Raw genomic sequence first — 18266 nt, 5'->3', positions numbered from 1 at the left:
GAGTCCAATCGCAAAGATTCTCGATTGTTGCTCAAACTGCAACATATTGATCTAGGCTCAATTGATGAGTCTCGCATTTCAGAACTTGTGCGATTCAAAGTCGAAACGCCGGTTCGCTATGAAGGTGACATTAATTATTGGCGTCAGGGCGTCGAATTTCCTGTCGATCAACTGGCATCCAATAAAGAAGTCGATATTCGAGCACGCATTACCATACCCGAGTCTCAACTCACAGCAGGAGAGTTTCACTTCAATATGGAGTGGGCAGTTGAGTGTCTATAAATTAGTAACTTAAGCTGAGTTTTTAATCAAAGAAGAAAAAGTGAGTGAGCTGGAAAGAAAATCAATGGAGTGACAAGTTCGGAATTATAAAACCGATAAAGAGAGATTCACTGGGAATTCGCTGTAGGTTAGCGCAAATTATCAAGGATGGAGTTTTTTTGAACATGTCTTTAAAACACGAAACATAATATGCGATCAGTTCATCGGACTTTCAAGGGAGTAACAAGAGAATATTTGATAACACTGAAGTCAATCACACATGTGCTAATTCTCAGTTGGTTAATCTATGCGATGTTTGCTACGTTTAAATGACACAGTCATTGGAAAGGTATGATTTATGAAAATAAATGTTCAAACACATCATGTATCAATTAACGACGAGTCACGCAAAGACATCGAAGGTAAATTCGAGAAGATATCTAACCATTTCCCATCACTGATCAGTTGCGACATCATCATTACTAAAGAACACGGTCAACATCAGGTTGAAGTATTCACCAACTACGAAGGTGTACGAGTAACAGCAAAATCGACAGACGATGTTATGTACCCAGCTATCGCTGCAGCACTTAAGAAACTTGAAGCGGGCCTAAGTAACCGTAAGGGACAATTGAAAGCCGACCTACACGAGAAACCAACAAGCACGAAGCCAGAGATTGCTTCGGACATCATCCAAGAGATGAAATTGGTATAAATCGATAAGTAGTTAAAGCGAAATAACGAATAGAAACTTATTAAGAATTTCAAAGCCAGCATACGTTGCTGGCTTTTTCGATCTTAAAGCCAAGCAAACCTTCGCTTCTTTACCGTCCCTCGAATTCAGCTCAACCCCACATCATTATTAACGCCCTTAAGTTCTTAGCAGCTATAACAATCACTTGTGGGATTTGATACAGTTATAAGCAGAAATTTAGACCACAACGGAATGTTTATTATGAAGAAAATCGCGTTGATACTTTTCCTTGCTACTCAATTAATGGCTTGTACCGAGGTTGGCAGTGAAGCTTGGTGTGCGGATATGAAAGAAAAGCCTAAAGGTGACTGGACGGCTAATGAAGCGGGCGATTTTGCTAAACACTGTATTTTCTAATCACGTTAGCTTCTAATTCTACATTGGGCTGAATTAATACGCTCTGTGTAAAACAATCCATGGAATAAGTGAGTTTTAATGGAACACCAACTAGACAACAACTGGAAGCACATCGAATGGGTATTAACCGACGTCGATGACACGCTCACTTGGCAAGGTTCACTCCCTCCAGAAACCCTGATTGTGTTACAAAAGCTGAGAGACAATGGAATCAAAGTGGTCGCTGTAACGGGAGCCTGTGCTGGTTGGTGTGACCATATTGCGCAGCTCTGGCCTGTCGATGCCGTGCTTGGAGAAAACGGCGCCTTCTTACTAGAGAAGCAAGATGATGCATTACAACTCTCATCTGAAACACCGCTAGAACAAGTGCGTAAGAACCAAGCTAAGCTAAAACAAGAAGTTGAAGCGATCTTGTTGAGTTACCCCGACCTATCGCTAACTTTGGATCAATCTTACCGCTTGTGTGAGGTCGCGATTGATATCGGCCAAAACCGTAAGCCTGTTGACCCTGAAACTGTTCAAGCGGTACTCGAAAGAATACACGCTTTAGGCGCACACGCGACGGCAAGTTCGATTCATATCAACGCTTGGTACGGCGAACACTCAAAGAAAAACGCCGTGCACCGTTTCCTGGCTAATAAAGGCTTATCGCTTGAGCAAATCCACAATCAAGCCTGCTATGTCGGCGATTCAATGAATGATCAGCAGATGTTCGAATCACTTCCACTTACCGTTGGCGTGGCAAACATTCAACATTATTGGGATAAGCTAGAGCACCATCCAAGCAGGGTCATGTCGCAGCCTGGTGGCTATGGGTTTGCAGAATTTGTGGATGCGCTGCTGAGGCTTAAAAGTGAAGTAATTTAGATAATCGCTCAGACTTTGAAGCAAAAATCGCACAAGTTTTCACTCATACGATTTCATTCATGTCATGTCCATCGATTAAACGGGCTCAACGAACTTAGAGAATAATCATCCCATCTCGATAAGTCAGTGATGGTGCTACATCTTGACCAAGTAAGACTGGGCCATCGAGGTCGACGATTTCAGATTGAACGGCGATAGGCAGAGCTGCACGCATCGCCAGCGATGTACCGAGCATACAACCCGACATCAGCGTAAATCCTAGCCTTTGAGCTTCTTCAGCAAGTACCAATGCTTCGGTCAAACCACCTGTTTTATCGAGCTTGATGTTGACCATTTCATATTTGCCTAACAAAGATGAAAGTTGCGAAGTGGTATGACAGCTTTCATCAGCACACAGTGGTATCGGGTGCTTGATGTGCGCCAATGAGGCATCGTGCTGTTGGGGTAACGGCTGCTCGATCATCGCAATATCAAATTCTACCAGTTGATTGAACAACTCTTCGAGATTCAATCCTGTCCACGCTTCATTCGCATCCAATACAATTTGAACATCTGCCGCAGCTTCTCGTACCGCGCGAACACGCTCTACCACCTGCTCGCCGTCAAGCTTCACTTTCAGAAGTTTCGCACCATTCGCGACATAGTCTCGAGCCTGAGTCGCCATGGCTTCTGGCGTGCCAATCGAGACTGTCATTGCAGTCACGATTTGAGCAGGCAACTCAAACAAGCTATTCGGAAACGTCTGGTCGTTCTGCTGAGCTTCAAAATCCCAAAGCGCACAATCGACCGCATTGCGCGCTGCCCCTCCGGTCAATAAAGACTGAAGATGATCTCTTAGCTCTGCCGGATCAGTAACGCCTCGTTCAAACATAGCTTCAAGTGCGCTAGACGCTTGTTGGATTTGCGCTAACACAGACTCCGATGACTCGCCGTATCGTGGGTAAGGCGTGCATTCGCCCTGAGCTCGTTTGCCACCATGTTCAATGTAAACACGAACAACGTGACACTCAGTTCGACTGCCACGAGAGATGCGAAAAGGCGTTTGCATCGCGATAATAATGGGTTCAGCTGTAATCTTCATAATTTCACTCGGTTGATGTTCACTTTAACAAATGGAAACGTAGAAATGATGAAGTCGTTAAAGTGAATGTCGCAAATGATCAGTAATGTGTTGTACACCAAAGCGCACTGGGTCCGTCACTGGCACTTGATAGAGTGTGGTCCATTCTTGGCACAATGTCTCAGCCTCTTCAATGCTAATCGCCGACGTGTTCAAGCAGATACCCACCAGCTTCGCGTCTGGATTAGTCAGTCGCGCCGCTTGCAAGTTGGCTTCAATCGTCTGTTCTATGCTTGGTAATTTAGCATGAGGAAGGTTACGAATATGTGGTCGCCCAACTTCATGACACAGCACTAAGGCATCAGCTTGTGCGCCATGTAAAAGACCCAAACTCACGCCTGCAAACGAAGGGTTGAACAAAGAGCCTTGCCCTTCAATGATGTCCCAATCGTGGTCGGTAAAATCAGGGCTAATCGCTTCAACTGCGCCAGAAATAAAATCCGCAACCACCGCATCAATCGAAATACCGCTGCCTTCAATCAAAATACCTGTCTGCCCTGTCGCTTTAAACTGAGCGGATGTTCCCGCTTGTTTAAGCGACTTTTCAATCGCTAATGCCGAGAACATTTTGCCTACTGAGCAATCAGTTCCGACAGTAAGCAGGCGCTTACCTTGACGAAGCTTACCGTTACCAACATTAAGAACACCGTCAAAATGGCGTACATCATGAAGCTTAGTCAATCCTTGTTGCTGCATGTCAGCAAGCGGTGAAAATTCACTCAATCGTTGGTGCATGCCAGATGCAATCTCATATCCCATTTCTGCAGCGACCATAATGGTTGACTGCCAAGAATCAGGAATAACACCACCCGGATTTGCGGTACCAATCACTAGCGTCTTCGCGCCCTGCGCTTGCGCCTCTTGCAGGGTCATATCCGTTAAGCCCAGTGAAACGGTATCACCCGTTAAACGCAGTTGACCTAGGCAGATTTCTGGTCGCCATTGATGAATACCGCGAGCTGTTTTTGCAGCGAGTGGGTCAGTAACATCCCCAAGAAAAAGAAGGTAAGGTTGAGCGATCGACATGAGTATTCCTAATTAATAAGCCCTTGTATGGGTTTACTTTAATTAAGAACTTCGAAGCTGCCGAATGCCTATTTATGGCGAGCCTATAACCTTAAGTTATAGGGTGAGTATGGATTTTCAATGAAGCGATAAATTGCTTAACGGAAATCGACTGAGGGGTGTGCTCTGCGCAAAGCATCGATACCGAAAATTGGATGTCTGGTTGAAGCGGCAACACACAGACCGCATCGTCATTTTGATATTGCTCTGCCGTCCACGGATCAACAATCGCAAACCCCGCTTGGTGCTTGACCAGTTCCGCAGCGGCGCTATACCCACGTACAGATATCGGGTGGTGATAATGCTGCTCACGTGCAATAAGGCGTTGATGTAACAGGAGGCCTAATGGATCGCGGCTATCGAGCCCGATGATTGGCAGCGGATAATTGATCAGATCATCTAACGTTAATTCCGCGGGGAAATGATCAACCGTATTGGAAGGAACCAAAACCTTTAGTGATTCGGTTAATAGCGTTTCACTTAATATCGCAGGCGGTGCTTCATCGCCAAACGCGATAGCAATATCAAGCTCATGCTTTAATAACCCAGCACACAGCTCATCACGGTTTGCAGTCAGCAACTCAAAAGAGAGCTCTTGTTCCCGAGACATTTGGGCTATTACCTGAGTTAGTAATTTAGTCGCCAGTATCGGCGGCGCACCAATGCGTAAATGCTGATGGCCTTGCTTCACTTTGTTGGTCAGAGATCGAAATTGCCCCAATTGCTGATACACCTTTTCCGCTTCTGGCAGTAAGGTTTTTGCCTCAACCGTTGGCACCAACCGCCCTTTAACTCGTTCGAATAAGCCAAACCCAAGTTGTTGCTCCGTGTGCGCCAAAATACGGGTCACGTTTGGTTGCGACACATGCAAGCTGCGCGCGGCTCCAGATACGGTTCCGGTCTGCATAATGGCGTAAAAGACTTCCAATTGTCTTAGGTTCACATTGATGTCCTTATGGTTCGCGAAACAAATCTAGGGGTTGGCTTTTCTTGTATTAGCTAAGCTGTTTATCGGTCTAGCTAGCGTTTTGCGTGAGTCTATTTTAGTAGCTCAGCTATCGTAGGTTGAAGTATCTCAGCCCAAGTTTGATAAGCCTTCGCATTCAAATGCAGATCATCACACGAGTACTTGTTCGACAACAGCTTATTAGGCGACAATACTGAATTCACATCTAAGAACGCAATGCCTTGCTGTGTACAGTACTCGCTTAGCTTGCTATTGAGCAGTTCAACCGACGGATTTAAACCTTGCAGTTTAGAGCCAACATAAAGCGTTGATTGCACCAATATGCGAATCTCATTTTCTTGCCACACCTTAAGCATATCAATGTAGTTCTGGTAGATATGGTCGACATCATAACCCTGAGCTAAATCGTTTATCCCTGCCATAAAACACACCAGCTTTGGCTTCACATTCAACGTGGTATCAATACGGCGCAACATGCCAGTTGTGGTGTCACCCGCTAAGCCACGGTTGACCATCGAAACATCGCGAAAGATATCCGCCCACGGGGCCCATTCGGTGATCGAATCACCAAACATGACTAGGTCTGCACTTGGGGAAAAATGGCGATGGTTATCTGATGTCATGATGTAACGACTCATACTGTGGCCTCGTTGCTGAATCTCAGACTGAAGAGCGACTGCCTTGAGGATCTCGCTATCTGGCGTTGTGTCATCAAATTGAGCTAGCAACCCTTCGATATATGGCTTTAAAGGGCTAAGACGAGTACTCAGCTGATGGTGTTCTTTAAGGGAAGATAACCTCTCTAGTAATACGTACAGAGAGCTGTTTTGACCAACTTCTTGAAATAACTGATATAGATCGAGGACAGGGTGTTGCTGCAACGCGGCAAGTAATTGCTTGTCTTCCATGGTGTTATCTAACCCTTCAATTATCTAGTGATGAACTCAAGATAATATCCGATTGCGTACGGGATAGATAACACTAGAAGCAGAGATTTACTTTTCTTTGATTAGCAGATGATTACGATTATCACGGCTTTTCTTAATCAGCTCGTTGCTCTCATCCATTTCATCGGATTTCGCAAGGCGATCATAAAGCAACACGTTCACCGTCGCAGCCAAGTTCATGCAACCAACTGTTGGTACGTACACCACGTGATCCGCTCTATCGGCAACATCTTGAGAAATAGAACCATCTTCAGGGCCAAAGATATAGATAGCGTTTTCTGGGTGTTTAAAACGCGGCAGTGGTGTTGCACCTTCTGCTAGTTCCACACAAATGATCTTAGTTTCAGGATCAAGATTGTCTAAAAACGACTCAACACCGGTCAACGGGATGGTTCGCGCAGCACTCTTGGTATCGGTGTGAAATTTAGCGGCTTTTTCGTAGCGTTGCCCTGTGTATTTAACTTCGTCGACTTGGTAACAACCAGCCGCGCGCATAACAGCACCAACGTTTGTCGGGCTCTTTGGGTTAGTTAAACCAATAGTCACATGGCTTTTGTTCATGAATCTTTCTCACTTAACGAATAGACATAGCAGGGTGCTACAAAGCGTCGCATTCTAACAAAGCAGAGTCGAATTCAAAAGCATCGATACAAACTCACTTTTTCGCCCTTAAGCCTCTAGTTGCAAGGCTTCTCACCAAAAAAATCTAACCGTCATCATATTTATAAAACAAAAACACGCTAGGGTAACAATTAAACAACAAGCCCATTTACATTTTGAAACCACATTAATAATGTGTTGAAAATTGCATGAGACAATCACACAGGAAGCGTGACATGACCCTAACCATCAAAAACCGCCTTTATATTCTCTCTTTTATTCCACTGCTACTGATGGCAATTGGGATGATGAGCGTGACGTATATGAAGAGCACCGAGCTAACCGCACAACAAGTAGAATCGACGCGTAGCAATATGATGGCGATGAAAGAAAAGGAACTTAAAGCGTATCTGCAAATGGCTCAATCTTCTATTAGCCCGTTCTTGGAAAGAGGTGCAACATTAGAAGAAGCCTTACCGACATTAAGAACTCTCGAATATGGCGAGTCTGGCTACATCTTTGGCTACGACTCTAAAGGCGTTCGAGTAGTTGTTGGGCAAAATAACGATGGCATTGGTAAAAACTACTACGACCTGCAAGACAAAAAAGGCAACTACCTGATTCGTGACTTGATCAAGAACTCAAAGCTTGGTGAGTTCACCACCTACTACTTTCCAAAACTTGGTCAATCAGAAGCTCTACCGAAACTGAGCTACTCGATATTCGTTCCCCAGTGGGACTTGATGCTAGGCACAGGTTTTTATACTGACGACATCGATGCTGTAATCGCAGAGATGAAAGAGAGCTCGAATGTCGCGTTACAAAGCTCATTGACGGCGATCGCTATATTCTGTGGTTTGATTGCCCTAGTAGTTGCTGCGTTTGCCGTTGCCGTCAACCGCACAATCATGCGACCACTCGAGCAGTTTGATCGTTCAATCAGCGCATTCGCGAGTGGCGAAGCCGATTTAACCGCTCGAATGGAAACATTTAAAGCGCCTGAGTTCACTAAGCTCAGCGAGAACTTCAACGCCTTCGTGGCAAGCCTTCAAACCATCATTCGCAGCGTAAGCGATGTCGATCAGCAAGTCGTAGCCGAGACATCTAGCATGTCTTCTCGCGCTGCGCAGGTCGACGAGATTGCTACTGGGCAACGTGAAGAGACTGAACAAGTTGCAACGGCGATGACTGAAATGACCACAACGGCGCAAGAGATCTCGAGCAACGCTAGCCAAGCGGCGGATTCCGCTAAACTTGCAGAGGGCAATGCCAAAGAAGCGCAACAGATAGTAAACGCCGCTGCAGATTCGGTGGCAGGCCTAGCGAGCGAAGTATCAGAAGCCAACACTGTCGTGTCTCGTTTAGAAGGTGATGTGCAGAATATCTCCTCTTCGTTGGCGGTCATCCAAGACATTGCCGAGCAAACTAACCTACTCGCGTTGAATGCCGCGATTGAAGCTGCACGTGCAGGCGAACAAGGTCGTGGGTTTGCTGTGGTTGCCGATGAGGTTCGTAAACTGGCAAGCCGTACTCAAGAAAGCACTGGCGACATTCACAAGATGATTGAGCAACTTAAAGCTGCCTCAGATGCTGCTGTGAAAGCGATGGATTCAAGTCAAAACCGAAGTGCGCAAACCGTGGAAGAAGCGAATGCCGCAGCCAAAGCACTGGCGAAGATCCAAGCGTCGATTGATACCATCATGGACATGAACTCGCTTATTGCGACAGCCACTGAACAGCAAAATATTGTAGGACAAGAAATATCTCAACGCATCGTGGTGATTTCTGACCAAAGCTCACAATCGGCAGAACTCGCGAATCAAAACCGTACAGGTAGCCAAAACCTCAACAGTCGTGCAAATGAGCTGTATCACTTGGTGGATCGCTTCACCGTCTAATACATTTTCGGTCTAGTAAGCCGTAATCAAACGATAATTAATCCTAAAACACGCCGGGCTTCAGAATCTCTATTCTGAAGCCCGTTTTTATCGGTGGAGGTTTTAAGCCATACACTAATCCAATTGCTCAGAAAGGAAGTCCACCAGCAGGCGAACCTTTGAAGATAAGTTGCGGTTCTGAGGATAAAGCGCCCAGATCCCTTCTTTGTCATCTCGATAATCGGACAGCACCTCAACCAACTCACCAGAATCAAGGTCTTCACTCACATAGTATTCAGGCAACTGCACCAAGCCAATGCTCTGCTTAGCTGCGTCTAACAAGGCTAAACCACTGTTGCACTTAATGCGTCCGTTAACACGAACTGAGCGAGGGCGTCTATTTTCTTTGAAACGCCAATGTTCAAATCCACCGACTAAACATTGGTGATTATTTAATTCTGATAATGTATGCGGCTCGCCATAACGTTCAATATATTCAGGGCTTGCACATACATAAAGTTGGCGTTGAGACAGCCTCTTTGCCACAAGGCTTGAGTCTTCCAAGCGGCCAAGACGAATCGCAACATCAACACCCGAATCGATAAGATCGAGCTTTTGATTGGTCAGCATCAGCTCAAGCTCTACTTGCGGGTGAAGCTTTAAGAATTGATGCAGTATTGGGGCGAGTTGGCGCTCACCATAAGTCACAGGCGCGGTGACTTTCAGTAAGCCTTTGGGTGTTGATTGCATCTGCGTGACCGCAAGCTCAGCAATTTCTAAACCTTCGACCAACAACTTACATTGTTGGTAATAGAGTTGCCCAGCCTCTGTAAGAGACACCTTTCGAGTCGTTCGATTGAGCAGTTTCACTGCGAGTCGTTCTTCGAGGTTTGCTACTCTACGACTGATTTGAGCCACCGACGTAGCGAGCTTCTGCGCCGCACCAGTAAAGCTTTCACGCTCTGCCACTGCAACAAACTCACTTACCCCTTCCCAATTGGCCATGCCTTTACCTTATGCTGAACTTTGGTTACCCATACAGTGTATTGAAGTTAGATATCAGTGTCACCTTGCTTGATATGCGCTGTGCATTAATCTTCGGCACCTATAGTCATTCCCTTACAGAACCATATTTTTGTCCTAACATTAACCTCATCCCCTATTGCTAGGGTGAGAATCTCTAAAACACTGGTACAACAAAGTAAGGTATCCCTTTGAAGAAGTTAATCATACTTGCATCAACTCTTGTACTCAGCACCACTGCGTTTGCAGCAACTAAAACAACAATTCAAGAAACAACGCTAAAATCTGACACATATGCTAGTGAAGTCGAAGCATACGATGCAGGCACCAACCTTATGGATGAGTTACGCGCAAAAACACCTTTTGAGCTTTCAAGAGAACTGCCACAGTTCCAACAGACAACCAAATACGATTCGTTCAAGATTGATGATGCAAATATGGAAGTGAAAAAGATCACTAACATGAACGGCGACATCCACTACCAAGCGAACGTAAAAGTGGACTACCGTTACACATACAAAGACGGTCTTAGCAGCTAACACTGAGTGATTGATCAGGTCTAAAAACTGATCACCTAGTCAAAAGACTGATCACCTAGTCAAAAAGAAAGCCCGCACTCATAGAGTGCGGGCTTTTTGTCGTTCACCGCTGATTAATGGGACTCAATACGAGCAACCATTATCAGCTCATATTCGTCTGTCTAATTTTGAAAATTACACTTCAAACTGAGACACAAGGCTATCTAGCGCTTCACACTGTTCAGCCAATGCCATACATGCATTTTCTGCGCTGCTTGCCATCTCAACCATTTGCATGGTGCTTTCAGCGATGCGTTGAACATTCTTATTCACTTCTTCAGACACTTGAGACTGTTGCGAAGCCGCCGTAGCAATTTGTGTGTTCATGTCATTCATCTTGCCAATTGAGTTACGAATCTCACTCAATGAAGATGCTGCAGTTCCTGCTTGAACAATGGTTTTCTCGCCACTCACTTTGCTTTCAGTCATCACACCAACCGCGTGTTTAGCACCCACTTCTAAGCGTTCAATCATTGATTGGATTTCGCCAGTGCTGTCTTGAGTTTTACTCGCAAGCGTTCGAACTTCATCAGCCACAACCGCAAAGCCACGGCCTTGTTCACCCGCTCGTGCCGCTTCAATAGCCGCATTCAAAGCAAGTAGGTTGGTTTGTTCTGCAATACCTTTGATCACGCCAAGGATTGAGGCTATGTTCTTCACGTCTGTGTCCAGTTCTTGAACCACACCACCCGCGTTCTCGATATCTTGCGCAAGGCGTTCAATCGAAGTAACAGTTAAGCCAAGCGTAGTATCAGCCGATTCCACTTCATGGTTTGCAACGTTACTCGCGGTTGCAGCGTCTAATGCATTACCACTCACCACTTCACTGGTTGCTTGCATTTCATGGACTGCCGCAGCTACCACTTCACTTTCTCGCTGTTGGTTCGATGAAAACTCAGCAACACTTTGCGTGAGTGATTTGATGTTTTCCATCTCGCCACGTACTGCGTTCGATGTGAGAATAACTTGCTCCACGGCGACATGGATCTTGCCAACAAACTGGTTGAAAGCAGAACTCAAACGAGCGATCTCATCATTACCTTCGACCTTCATACGTTGAGATAAGTTACCGTCACCCGATGCAATCTCATTCATTGCTTTCTCTACGTTCTGGATTGGCTGAACGATAAAGCGATTTGATAACCACATAGCGAAAAATGCAGCGAAAACAGCAACGGCCATACCTACTTCAATGATCAACTTACTCGATTCAATAGAGTCATCAGCTTGCTGGCGAAGCTCTTTCTGCTTTAATTCGATCAGAGTTCGGATATCGCGCAGTTGAGTACGAATGATCGCAAACTCTGCGTCAAGCGCTGGCGAATAATCAATATTGTATTGGTCTGCGTTTGCCGGATCAGCGAACATTGGCTCGTGCAGTGCCACCCACTTGCTCATCGCGTTAACAAGCTTTGATAACTCGCCACGTGAAGATGGATCCAACACGCCCGCTTGATACAAGGTTTCGACACTTTCAAAACGAGGAACCGCTTTGTAAGCGTTGTCTTTAAATTCAAATTTTTGGTACTCAATCGCCGCTTGGTCTTTCGAGAGTAATAGACCTTGAGCAGAAGCGATAACTTGATAAATGTCACGATACCCATCTTCCAAATTGTCTAACACGGGCTGAACCACATTATTGAGCTCATTATTAATCGCAGCTTGAGCATTTGATCTGATAACGTTGAGCACAGTAACGGTAGAAAAAACAATCACAATCACCAACAGCGGGATCGCGATTTTACTCTTAATCGAAAGATTATTGATATTCATTGGGATTAATAACCACACTTCAAATAGGGATGCGCGCGCAATATACAGCACACATATAAAATCCCGCTAAGCTTTTGTGAGCTTCATCTCATAGCAAACGATACCGTAAATTCGTGTGATGTTTTTTCAATCAAAGGTTAACTTTCGGCGACTAAAATACTCTCTGATTTAGACTTATTTGCTGCTGATACGCGCAAATACTGGAGAAGTGTTAGAAATAACACCATAATGTAGGGCTCTAAAATAAGTAGGTAAGAACATGAAAATTTGTGGTGTTGAAATCAAAGGTAACGATGCAGTCATCTGTCTTCTTTCTCTGTCAGACGGCGTATTTAACATTCCTGATTGCCGAGTTTCTAAGGTTGCGATTAGCGACGCAAACGACACACAGAATATGAAAGACTTTCAATTCTCTTTTGCAAAGTTAATGGAAGATTACCAAGTAGAAAAAGTTGTAATTCGCCAACGTCAGACTAAAGGCAAATTTGCTGGCGGTGGCTTCGGCTTCAAACTAGAAGCAGCAATTCAGTTGATCGACGGCCTAGACGTAACCGTTGTATCACCTGCTGACATCAAGGAGAGCCTTAAGCGCAACCCTCTTATGATGAAGTTCAAAGAAACTGGCCTTAAGCAATACCAAGAAGCACCGTTTACAACGGCTTACGCTTGCTTGATGAAGCGCTAATCGTTAGCGCAAGATTTACAAAAAAGAGCCTGCATCGTCAGGCTCTTTTTTGTTTTAATTCTGGGTTTACGAGTTATAACATCAATCGCGCCACAGGCTAAACAGTAAACTCTTTGAGCTTACGCTGTTGCTCTTCCGCTAACCTCGCAAGCTCCTCGGTCGCGACCGATCTTTGCGCAATGCCCGCAACGTTCTGGCTAACCACATCCGACACTACTTCTACGTTCTTGGATATGTCGCTACTCACGGCTGACTGTTCCTCTGAAGCTGTTGCGACAAGGATATTCACTTCCGAGATTGAGTTAACCGATTCGATGATAGAAGAAAATGCTTTCGCTACCGACTCCACAGCATCTCTAGATTGTGTGACTAGCTCAATGTTGCTCGACATCTCAATATTGGTTGCTTCTGACTTTTCTTGAAGTCTTTCGATCAAGGTACGAATACTCTCAGTCGATTGCTGAGTTTTGCCTGCTAGGTTTCTAACTTCATCGGCGACAACTGCAAAGCCTCGACCTTGCTCGCCAGCACGAGCTGCCTCAATTGCAGCGTTCAACGCCAATAAATTCGTTTGCTCTGACACGCTACTAATCACGTCAATGACAGAGTTGATATCAAGCGAGTATGACTTCAGCTCTTCAAGCGCCCCAGCTGTACTATTCACAGATTTAGAAATCTGACTAGAAATGTCTTCCAAAGCCTTCACTGCCACGTGCCCGTTAGTTACAGAATCAGTCGCATTACCCGCCTGCTGCTCGGCATGGCTAGCATTCTGACTTACCTCTTTCGCCGTCATAGACATCTGATTAATTGCTGTCGCCATCTGAGTAACCCGATGGCTCTCTTCTTGCGCATTGCCTGAGGATTGAGTCATCACAGCACTCAATTCCACAGAAGATGCCGCGACACTCTCTGCGATATTGGTCAGGTCATTGATAACTTCGCCAAGATTATCAGCCGAACGGTTGTAGTACTTGGCGAGTATATTTACTTCATTTTTACCTTCGATATCAGGCAGTCTTGTCGTGAGCTTTTGATGAGATAAGTCTTCTAGCGCTCTACATACGCGGTAAATCTTCTGAGAAATTGAATTCGATAATAAGAAGCCTGCAATGAAAGAGGCGAAAACTACGATTAACAAGATGCCAACCAACATATAAATGGCTTGGTGTATTTCAGTTTCAGCTTCTTCGATTTCCGTAATAACAAGAGAAGCATAAGTTTGAGATCTATTTGCCAGTTCATTTCGAATTGAAACACTTATCTCACGCCCTTTTGCTATGAATTCATCTCGTTCGAGTTTTGATACTAGGCCATTTTCGTATCCATCAAAAACTTCTTTGGCTCTCTTATTGTTTTTATAATAATCATCTATATTCTGAATGAAATCTTGATCAAATTCAGATCGACCAACACGATCAAACAGATTTTGATAATCGCGATACCACCGTTCGAGCTTGTCTCCATAAGCTTTTCTCTCATCATGTGAATATATAGAGCGAGTTAAATCGAGTCTCAATTGCCAAAACGGAATTGTTTGCTCATTAACAACATTCAAAACGACATTAACAGCATTCTTGACTTCCACTGATGATGATTTGCTAACATCACTTAACTTGCTAGCGGAGTAACCGATAGACAAAGACACTGTAGCAAGCGAACATATCGTGAGTAACAAGATGAGCTGCTTAATGGTGAGATTGTTGAACAACTTTTGCATGAATACTTCCCTAAAGTAAAAACTGAATATTAGTGACATTAACCGTAGCCAACATGCTTCCAATCAGTATTGGCAATCCTGTGCGACATAATGTCACGCCAAATTAACCATTTACTCACAATTTTTCTTGTAGGATTTTTCCGGCATACATAATACTCAGAACCTTGCCACATAAGGGATAGAAACATATATGCATAATAAAAAAGAGGCTCAATTGAGCCTCTTTCATGATGAGTCGTTCTCTATCAAAGAGTAATTAGCGGGAATCAGCAGAGTAAGCCAAGTAACCCATTTGGTTAGAACACTGTACTCTTTCTTCCATGCTTAGTTTTGTTCAATCATGTCATTGAAGTAGTCCACTTGCTCTTGAAGTGTCAAACTTTGATTGTTTGAACCCAGAGTCCAAATGAAAAAGCCACCGTATCCATTTGCTTTCTGCCAACGAGCACGCTCAATATTGTTTTCGTAAGTTTCTACAAAACGGCCATTAGGTCCCCACTGACTGTTAATGGTTGCACCTAAAACGATCTTCGTTGGATCTTGTACGTGATACGAATAGTTCGCCATCGCAACGTCATACTTAAAGTTTTCACCTGCGTCATATGCCATCACATTGTAGAAGTCGATCGTATCTCGAGTATTCTGAAGCAGTGATATAACTTCTCCGTGGTGAGCAGAGCGATCTGACTCAATGAATGAACAGTTTTCGTATACGTTTGGATTCGCACACTCAACAGGGTCAGCGCCTACATGGTAAGTGGTTAATGAAAGGATCTTGCTTAGGCCAATCTTGTCACGAATTCTATTAATTATATCTTCAAGTTCGCGGTTTTGTTTTTCAGTTAAACGCGCTGCCGTCTCATAGTCGAAGTCAACACCATCAATGCTCACGTAGCCTGCTAACTGGTACTTAGTATAATCACAATCCCCTTGCCAATCCGTTGCTAAGCATTCACCAACCATCTCATCTGGGCTCAGGTTTTTCTTATAAACCGGGTATGGCTGAGACATCATTTCAACAAGCCCGTTAGCAATGGCTTCACGACTTTGCTCTGACCCCATCAGGCTCCAAATTCGCTCATCACTTGCACCACCAAACGCTACCATCATAGTCTTGTTATCATGGCTGTGTTTTAGCTCTGTCCAGGATTGATAGCCAGGAGCCATCCAGCTCGGATCATATTTCGGCGTGATCATATCATCACTAACTTTGATATTACCGTTGGCATCCCAATTACCAAACGATAAGAAGTACGCATCACCGTTAGAGTTATTTAACTCTTCAATATCAGTCAATCCCCAAGATGTAAGATAAGAAATCGACCGATCTGGATTATCTCGCAAGCCAGTATCGAGTGTTGGTTCTTTAACTTCAATCGTCGATGTTGGTGTCGTTTGGGTGTCACCAACAGTATTAAGTGCTACAGCTTCAATCGTATGTGTTCCTAATTGCGCACCTAACCATTCGAATTCGTATGGTGCCTGTGTAATTGTCGTGAGTTCTACATCATTGACTAAGAAGGTCACTGACTTGATATCACCGACAAAGCTTTGAGCTTCTGCGACAAGTTTAATACTACGACCTTGGGTAAAGCTCGAACCATCAATAGGAGAAGTCAGACCGACCGCCAGATCACGATCGGTGATAGCGAGCGTGATTGGTTTGGTTGCAGTCGACGCACCTTTGTCATCGTAAGCCGTTGTCACTAACTCATAAGAACCTTCAACTTGACCTGGAATTTCCAGTAAGTAGTTGCCGTCAGGAGTCAGTTCCGTTGACGTAGCCATGACAGTACCATTGAGCAGCGCTTCAACCTTAACAACTTCGCCGTCTTCATCGAATGCATCAACAATCACATCAAACGACTGATTAGGCTGTAAACGATCGCCATTTTCTGGGCTTATTAGTTCAATCTCTGGGGCTAAATTTGGATCGCACTGACCTTCAGTTTCCCATGCGTCTTTCCAAGCATCAGGATAGTTCGGGTGACCGGTTCCAGGAGTCCAAACAGGGTTACCACACCAACCAAAAACAGTACATGAGAACATTTCGCCGGCATTCGAAACGAGGTCACCAACTTGATAGTTTACGCCATCTTGATACTGAGGTACGTCACCACAACTGTTACTCGATTCCGTGATCGTAATCTGAACGCTTGCTGTTGTTGAAAGATTTTGTTCATCCGTCGCCACAGCATCTAACACGACGGTTCCCGCTTTATCAGGTTGCCAATCACAACTAAATTGCTCGACTTTAGTTGCATCAAATTCACACACTGGTGCATTATCAGATTTAATCACTACCGTAGATAAATCATCATCTACGTCAAAAGCATCGACAGAAATAGAAACGGTCTCTGTTTTCTTAAACGTTGCCCCGTCTTCCGGGCTAATAAAACTCACATCTGGTGCTGAAAAGTCTTGGTCAGACTCAATATTCACCGTCACTGTTTTCTGCTCGATCTGCTTATCGCTGCTATCAAAAACCAAAACATGAATCGCAGCATCCCCTAATTCATTAGGTGTCCATGTTTGTGAATAATTCGTAACATCTTGATCAACAGGTTGATCTGCAATCTTCAAATTATTTACCCAAAACTCAAGTTTGGATGCCGCTTCACCCTCAACTGAGGCTAGAATTTCAGTAATTTGGTTTGTGACCAAACGCTGACCTTCAAAAGGAGAAAGAATAGAGAGCTGCACTTCAGGGACTGGAGGTGTCTCCCCCCCCCTCCCCATTAAACTTAATGGAGTTTTCAAAAGAATCGAGATCGGGCAACTGACCGTTGATCCCTAACGAAAGGAAAAACGCAGTATCAGAAAGTAGCTCGTCCTTTACCCAAGCGCCATCATCGAACGAGAATGTGACTTTATGTAGAACACCATCCATTGTTGTCTCATGTTCAACATTTTGGTTTGGGTAAGATAAACCTTGAGAAGAAAACTGAATATCAGTTGTCGCATGGGGTAGGACAAACTCAAGAACAGAGCTTCTCATATCTATCGCCTGAGAAGATGTGTTTTTAACTTCAACTTGGTAAGTACTCCACCATTGGGACTCTGAGGCGGATACATCAATGTTGACATCGTTGGCAAGCGCTGCAGTAACTGGGTTCAAACTGAAGCCCGCCATAATCAGCATTGCTGCTCCAATTGTTCTTTTCATAATTTTAATGACCTTTCAAATAGCTAGAGAAGTAGTGGTACGTTATAAATATTTACTTATATATAAACTTAGGTTATGTAATGCTAAGCAGTAAATTTCAGCATTTAAATATAATTCTAATTAGGTCAACAAGATGGAGCATGTAGGAAAATTCTTACGTGCTATTTTTCTTGATAACGATTAAGATGATAAAATTGGTAAAGTTACGTTTTTAGTCATCATTAAAATAAATATAACATTTACATTGAAAATAATTACAACGTTACTATTTAATTTTAAGTGAAGCATCCCTTATCTAAAGGGACAAGGCTCATATGAAGAACTTGAATAATTTTTTTATTTTTGTCGTTATTATCATTACAAGTTAAAGCTATTGAGTCTTTAAGGTTAACTGAACAAGAGAAACAGTACTTAAAAAGTAAAAGTCACTTAGTGGTCGCTAGCTTCGATAGGCGTTGTTGCCTAAATCAATTGAACCTTTTTCGAGTCCTGCGATCTGATCCTTT

At 44.1% G+C, this 18266-nt stretch carries 15 protein-coding genes and 1 pseudogene; 7 read left to right on the top strand and 9 right to left on the bottom strand.

Annotated features, from left to right (window positions below; all coding sequences use genetic code 11):
- Nucleotides 1–24 precede the first annotated feature (24 nt).
- The 4 genes from ACED46_RS15010 to ACED46_RS14995 all read left to right on the top strand — a co-directional run bounded on the left by ACED46_RS15010 (nt 25) and on the right by ACED46_RS14995 (nt 2239).
- Complete coding sequence (locus ACED46_RS15010; protein WP_229648214.1) at nt 25–282, top strand: hypothetical protein; 258 nt, start codon at nt 25–27, stop codon at nt 280–282.
- A 337-nt stretch (nt 283–619) separates the two neighbouring features.
- Nucleotides 620–976, top strand: a complete 357-nt coding sequence (gene hpf, locus ACED46_RS15005) for a ribosome hibernation-promoting factor, HPF/YfiA family (RefSeq protein WP_017061680.1) — start codon at nt 620–622, stop codon at nt 974–976.
- 240 nt (nt 977–1216) lie between these two features.
- Entirely contained in the window at nt 1217–1372 is a 156-nt protein-coding gene (locus ACED46_RS15000) for a DUF3012 domain-containing protein (protein WP_017061679.1), read from the top strand.
- Between the two features lie 78 nt (nt 1373–1450).
- Complete coding sequence (locus ACED46_RS14995; RefSeq protein WP_102393449.1) at nt 1451–2239, top strand: HAD-IIB family hydrolase; 789 nt, start codon at nt 1451–1453, stop codon at nt 2237–2239.
- Between the two features lie 94 nt (nt 2240–2333).
- On the opposite strand, the gene dgcA is transcribed toward ACED46_RS14995, so the two are convergent.
- The 5 genes from dgcA to ACED46_RS14970 form a co-directional block, all read right to left on the bottom strand.
- Entirely contained in the window at nt 2334–3320 is a 987-nt protein-coding gene (gene dgcA, locus ACED46_RS14990) for an N-acetyl-D-Glu racemase DgcA (RefSeq protein WP_017066889.1), read from the bottom strand.
- A 57-nt stretch (nt 3321–3377) separates the two neighbouring features.
- Complete coding sequence (dgcN, locus tag ACED46_RS14985) at nt 3378–4385, bottom strand: N-acetyltransferase DgcN (RefSeq protein ID WP_371721787.1); 1008 nt, start codon at nt 4383–4385, stop codon at nt 3378–3380.
- Nucleotides 4386–4476: 91 nt separating this feature from the next.
- The gene (locus ACED46_RS14980) at nt 4477–5367 is read right to left on the bottom strand and encodes a LysR family transcriptional regulator (RefSeq protein WP_017066887.1); all 891 of its coding nucleotides are present in this window, start codon (nt 5365–5367) and stop codon (nt 4477–4479) included.
- 95 nt (nt 5368–5462) lie between these two features.
- The gene (locus ACED46_RS14975; RefSeq protein WP_371721786.1) at nt 5463–6299 is read right to left on the bottom strand and encodes an SGNH/GDSL hydrolase family protein; all 837 of its coding nucleotides are present in this window, start codon (nt 6297–6299) and stop codon (nt 5463–5465) included.
- A gap of 87 nt (nt 6300–6386) precedes the next feature.
- On the bottom strand, nt 6387–6899 hold the full coding sequence (locus ACED46_RS14970; RefSeq protein ID WP_371713949.1) for an RNA methyltransferase: 513 nt from the start codon (nt 6897–6899) through the stop codon (nt 6387–6389).
- 275 nt (nt 6900–7174) lie between these two features.
- On the opposite strand from ACED46_RS14970, the gene ACED46_RS14965 reads away from it, so the two are divergent.
- The gene (locus ACED46_RS14965; protein WP_371721785.1) at nt 7175–8836 is read left to right on the top strand and encodes a methyl-accepting chemotaxis protein; all 1662 of its coding nucleotides are present in this window, start codon (nt 7175–7177) and stop codon (nt 8834–8836) included.
- Nucleotides 8837–8950: 114 nt separating this feature from the next.
- On the opposite strand, the gene ACED46_RS14960 is transcribed toward ACED46_RS14965, so the two are convergent.
- A complete protein-coding gene (locus ACED46_RS14960; RefSeq protein ID WP_017064933.1) occupies nt 8951–9820 on the bottom strand; it encodes a LysR family transcriptional regulator in 870 nt (289 codons plus the stop codon).
- 209 nt (nt 9821–10029) lie between these two features.
- On the opposite strand from ACED46_RS14960, the gene ACED46_RS14955 reads away from it, so the two are divergent.
- Nucleotides 10030–10377: a DUF3316 domain-containing protein gene (locus ACED46_RS14955; protein WP_017064934.1), complete on the top strand. Its 348-nt coding sequence runs from the start codon at nt 10030–10032 to the stop codon at nt 10375–10377.
- A 174-nt stretch (nt 10378–10551) separates the two neighbouring features.
- Here the strand turns inward: ACED46_RS14955 and ACED46_RS14950 are convergent, their stop codons facing one another.
- Nucleotides 10552–12189: a methyl-accepting chemotaxis protein gene (locus tag ACED46_RS14950; RefSeq protein ID WP_371721784.1), complete on the bottom strand. Its 1638-nt coding sequence runs from the start codon at nt 12187–12189 to the stop codon at nt 10552–10554.
- A gap of 259 nt (nt 12190–12448) precedes the next feature.
- On the opposite strand from ACED46_RS14950, the gene ACED46_RS14945 reads away from it, so the two are divergent.
- Nucleotides 12449–12874 (top strand): DUF3010 family protein, encoded by a 426-nt coding sequence (locus ACED46_RS14945; protein WP_017071370.1) that lies wholly within the window; start codon nt 12449–12451, stop codon nt 12872–12874.
- A 97-nt stretch (nt 12875–12971) separates the two neighbouring features.
- Here ACED46_RS14945 and ACED46_RS14940 read toward each other — a convergent pair whose 3' ends face one another.
- Both ACED46_RS14940 and ACED46_RS14935 read right to left on the bottom strand, forming a co-directional pair.
- Nucleotides 12972–14594 (bottom strand): methyl-accepting chemotaxis protein, encoded by a 1623-nt coding sequence (locus ACED46_RS14940; protein ID WP_371721783.1) that lies wholly within the window; start codon nt 14592–14594, stop codon nt 12972–12974.
- A gap of 324 nt (nt 14595–14918) precedes the next feature.
- Nucleotides 14919–17760 (bottom strand): annotated as a pseudogene (locus tag ACED46_RS14935) (Ig-like domain-containing protein).
- Nucleotides 17761–18266: the final 506 nt, after the last annotated feature.

Source organism: Vibrio sp. 1S139 (assembly GCF_041439475.1).
Lineage (GTDB): Bacteria > Pseudomonadota > Gammaproteobacteria > Enterobacterales > Vibrionaceae > Vibrio > Vibrio crassostreae_C.
The sequence above is the reverse complement of the archived record's forward strand: the minus strand, read 5'-3'. Positions and strand labels throughout refer to the sequence as shown.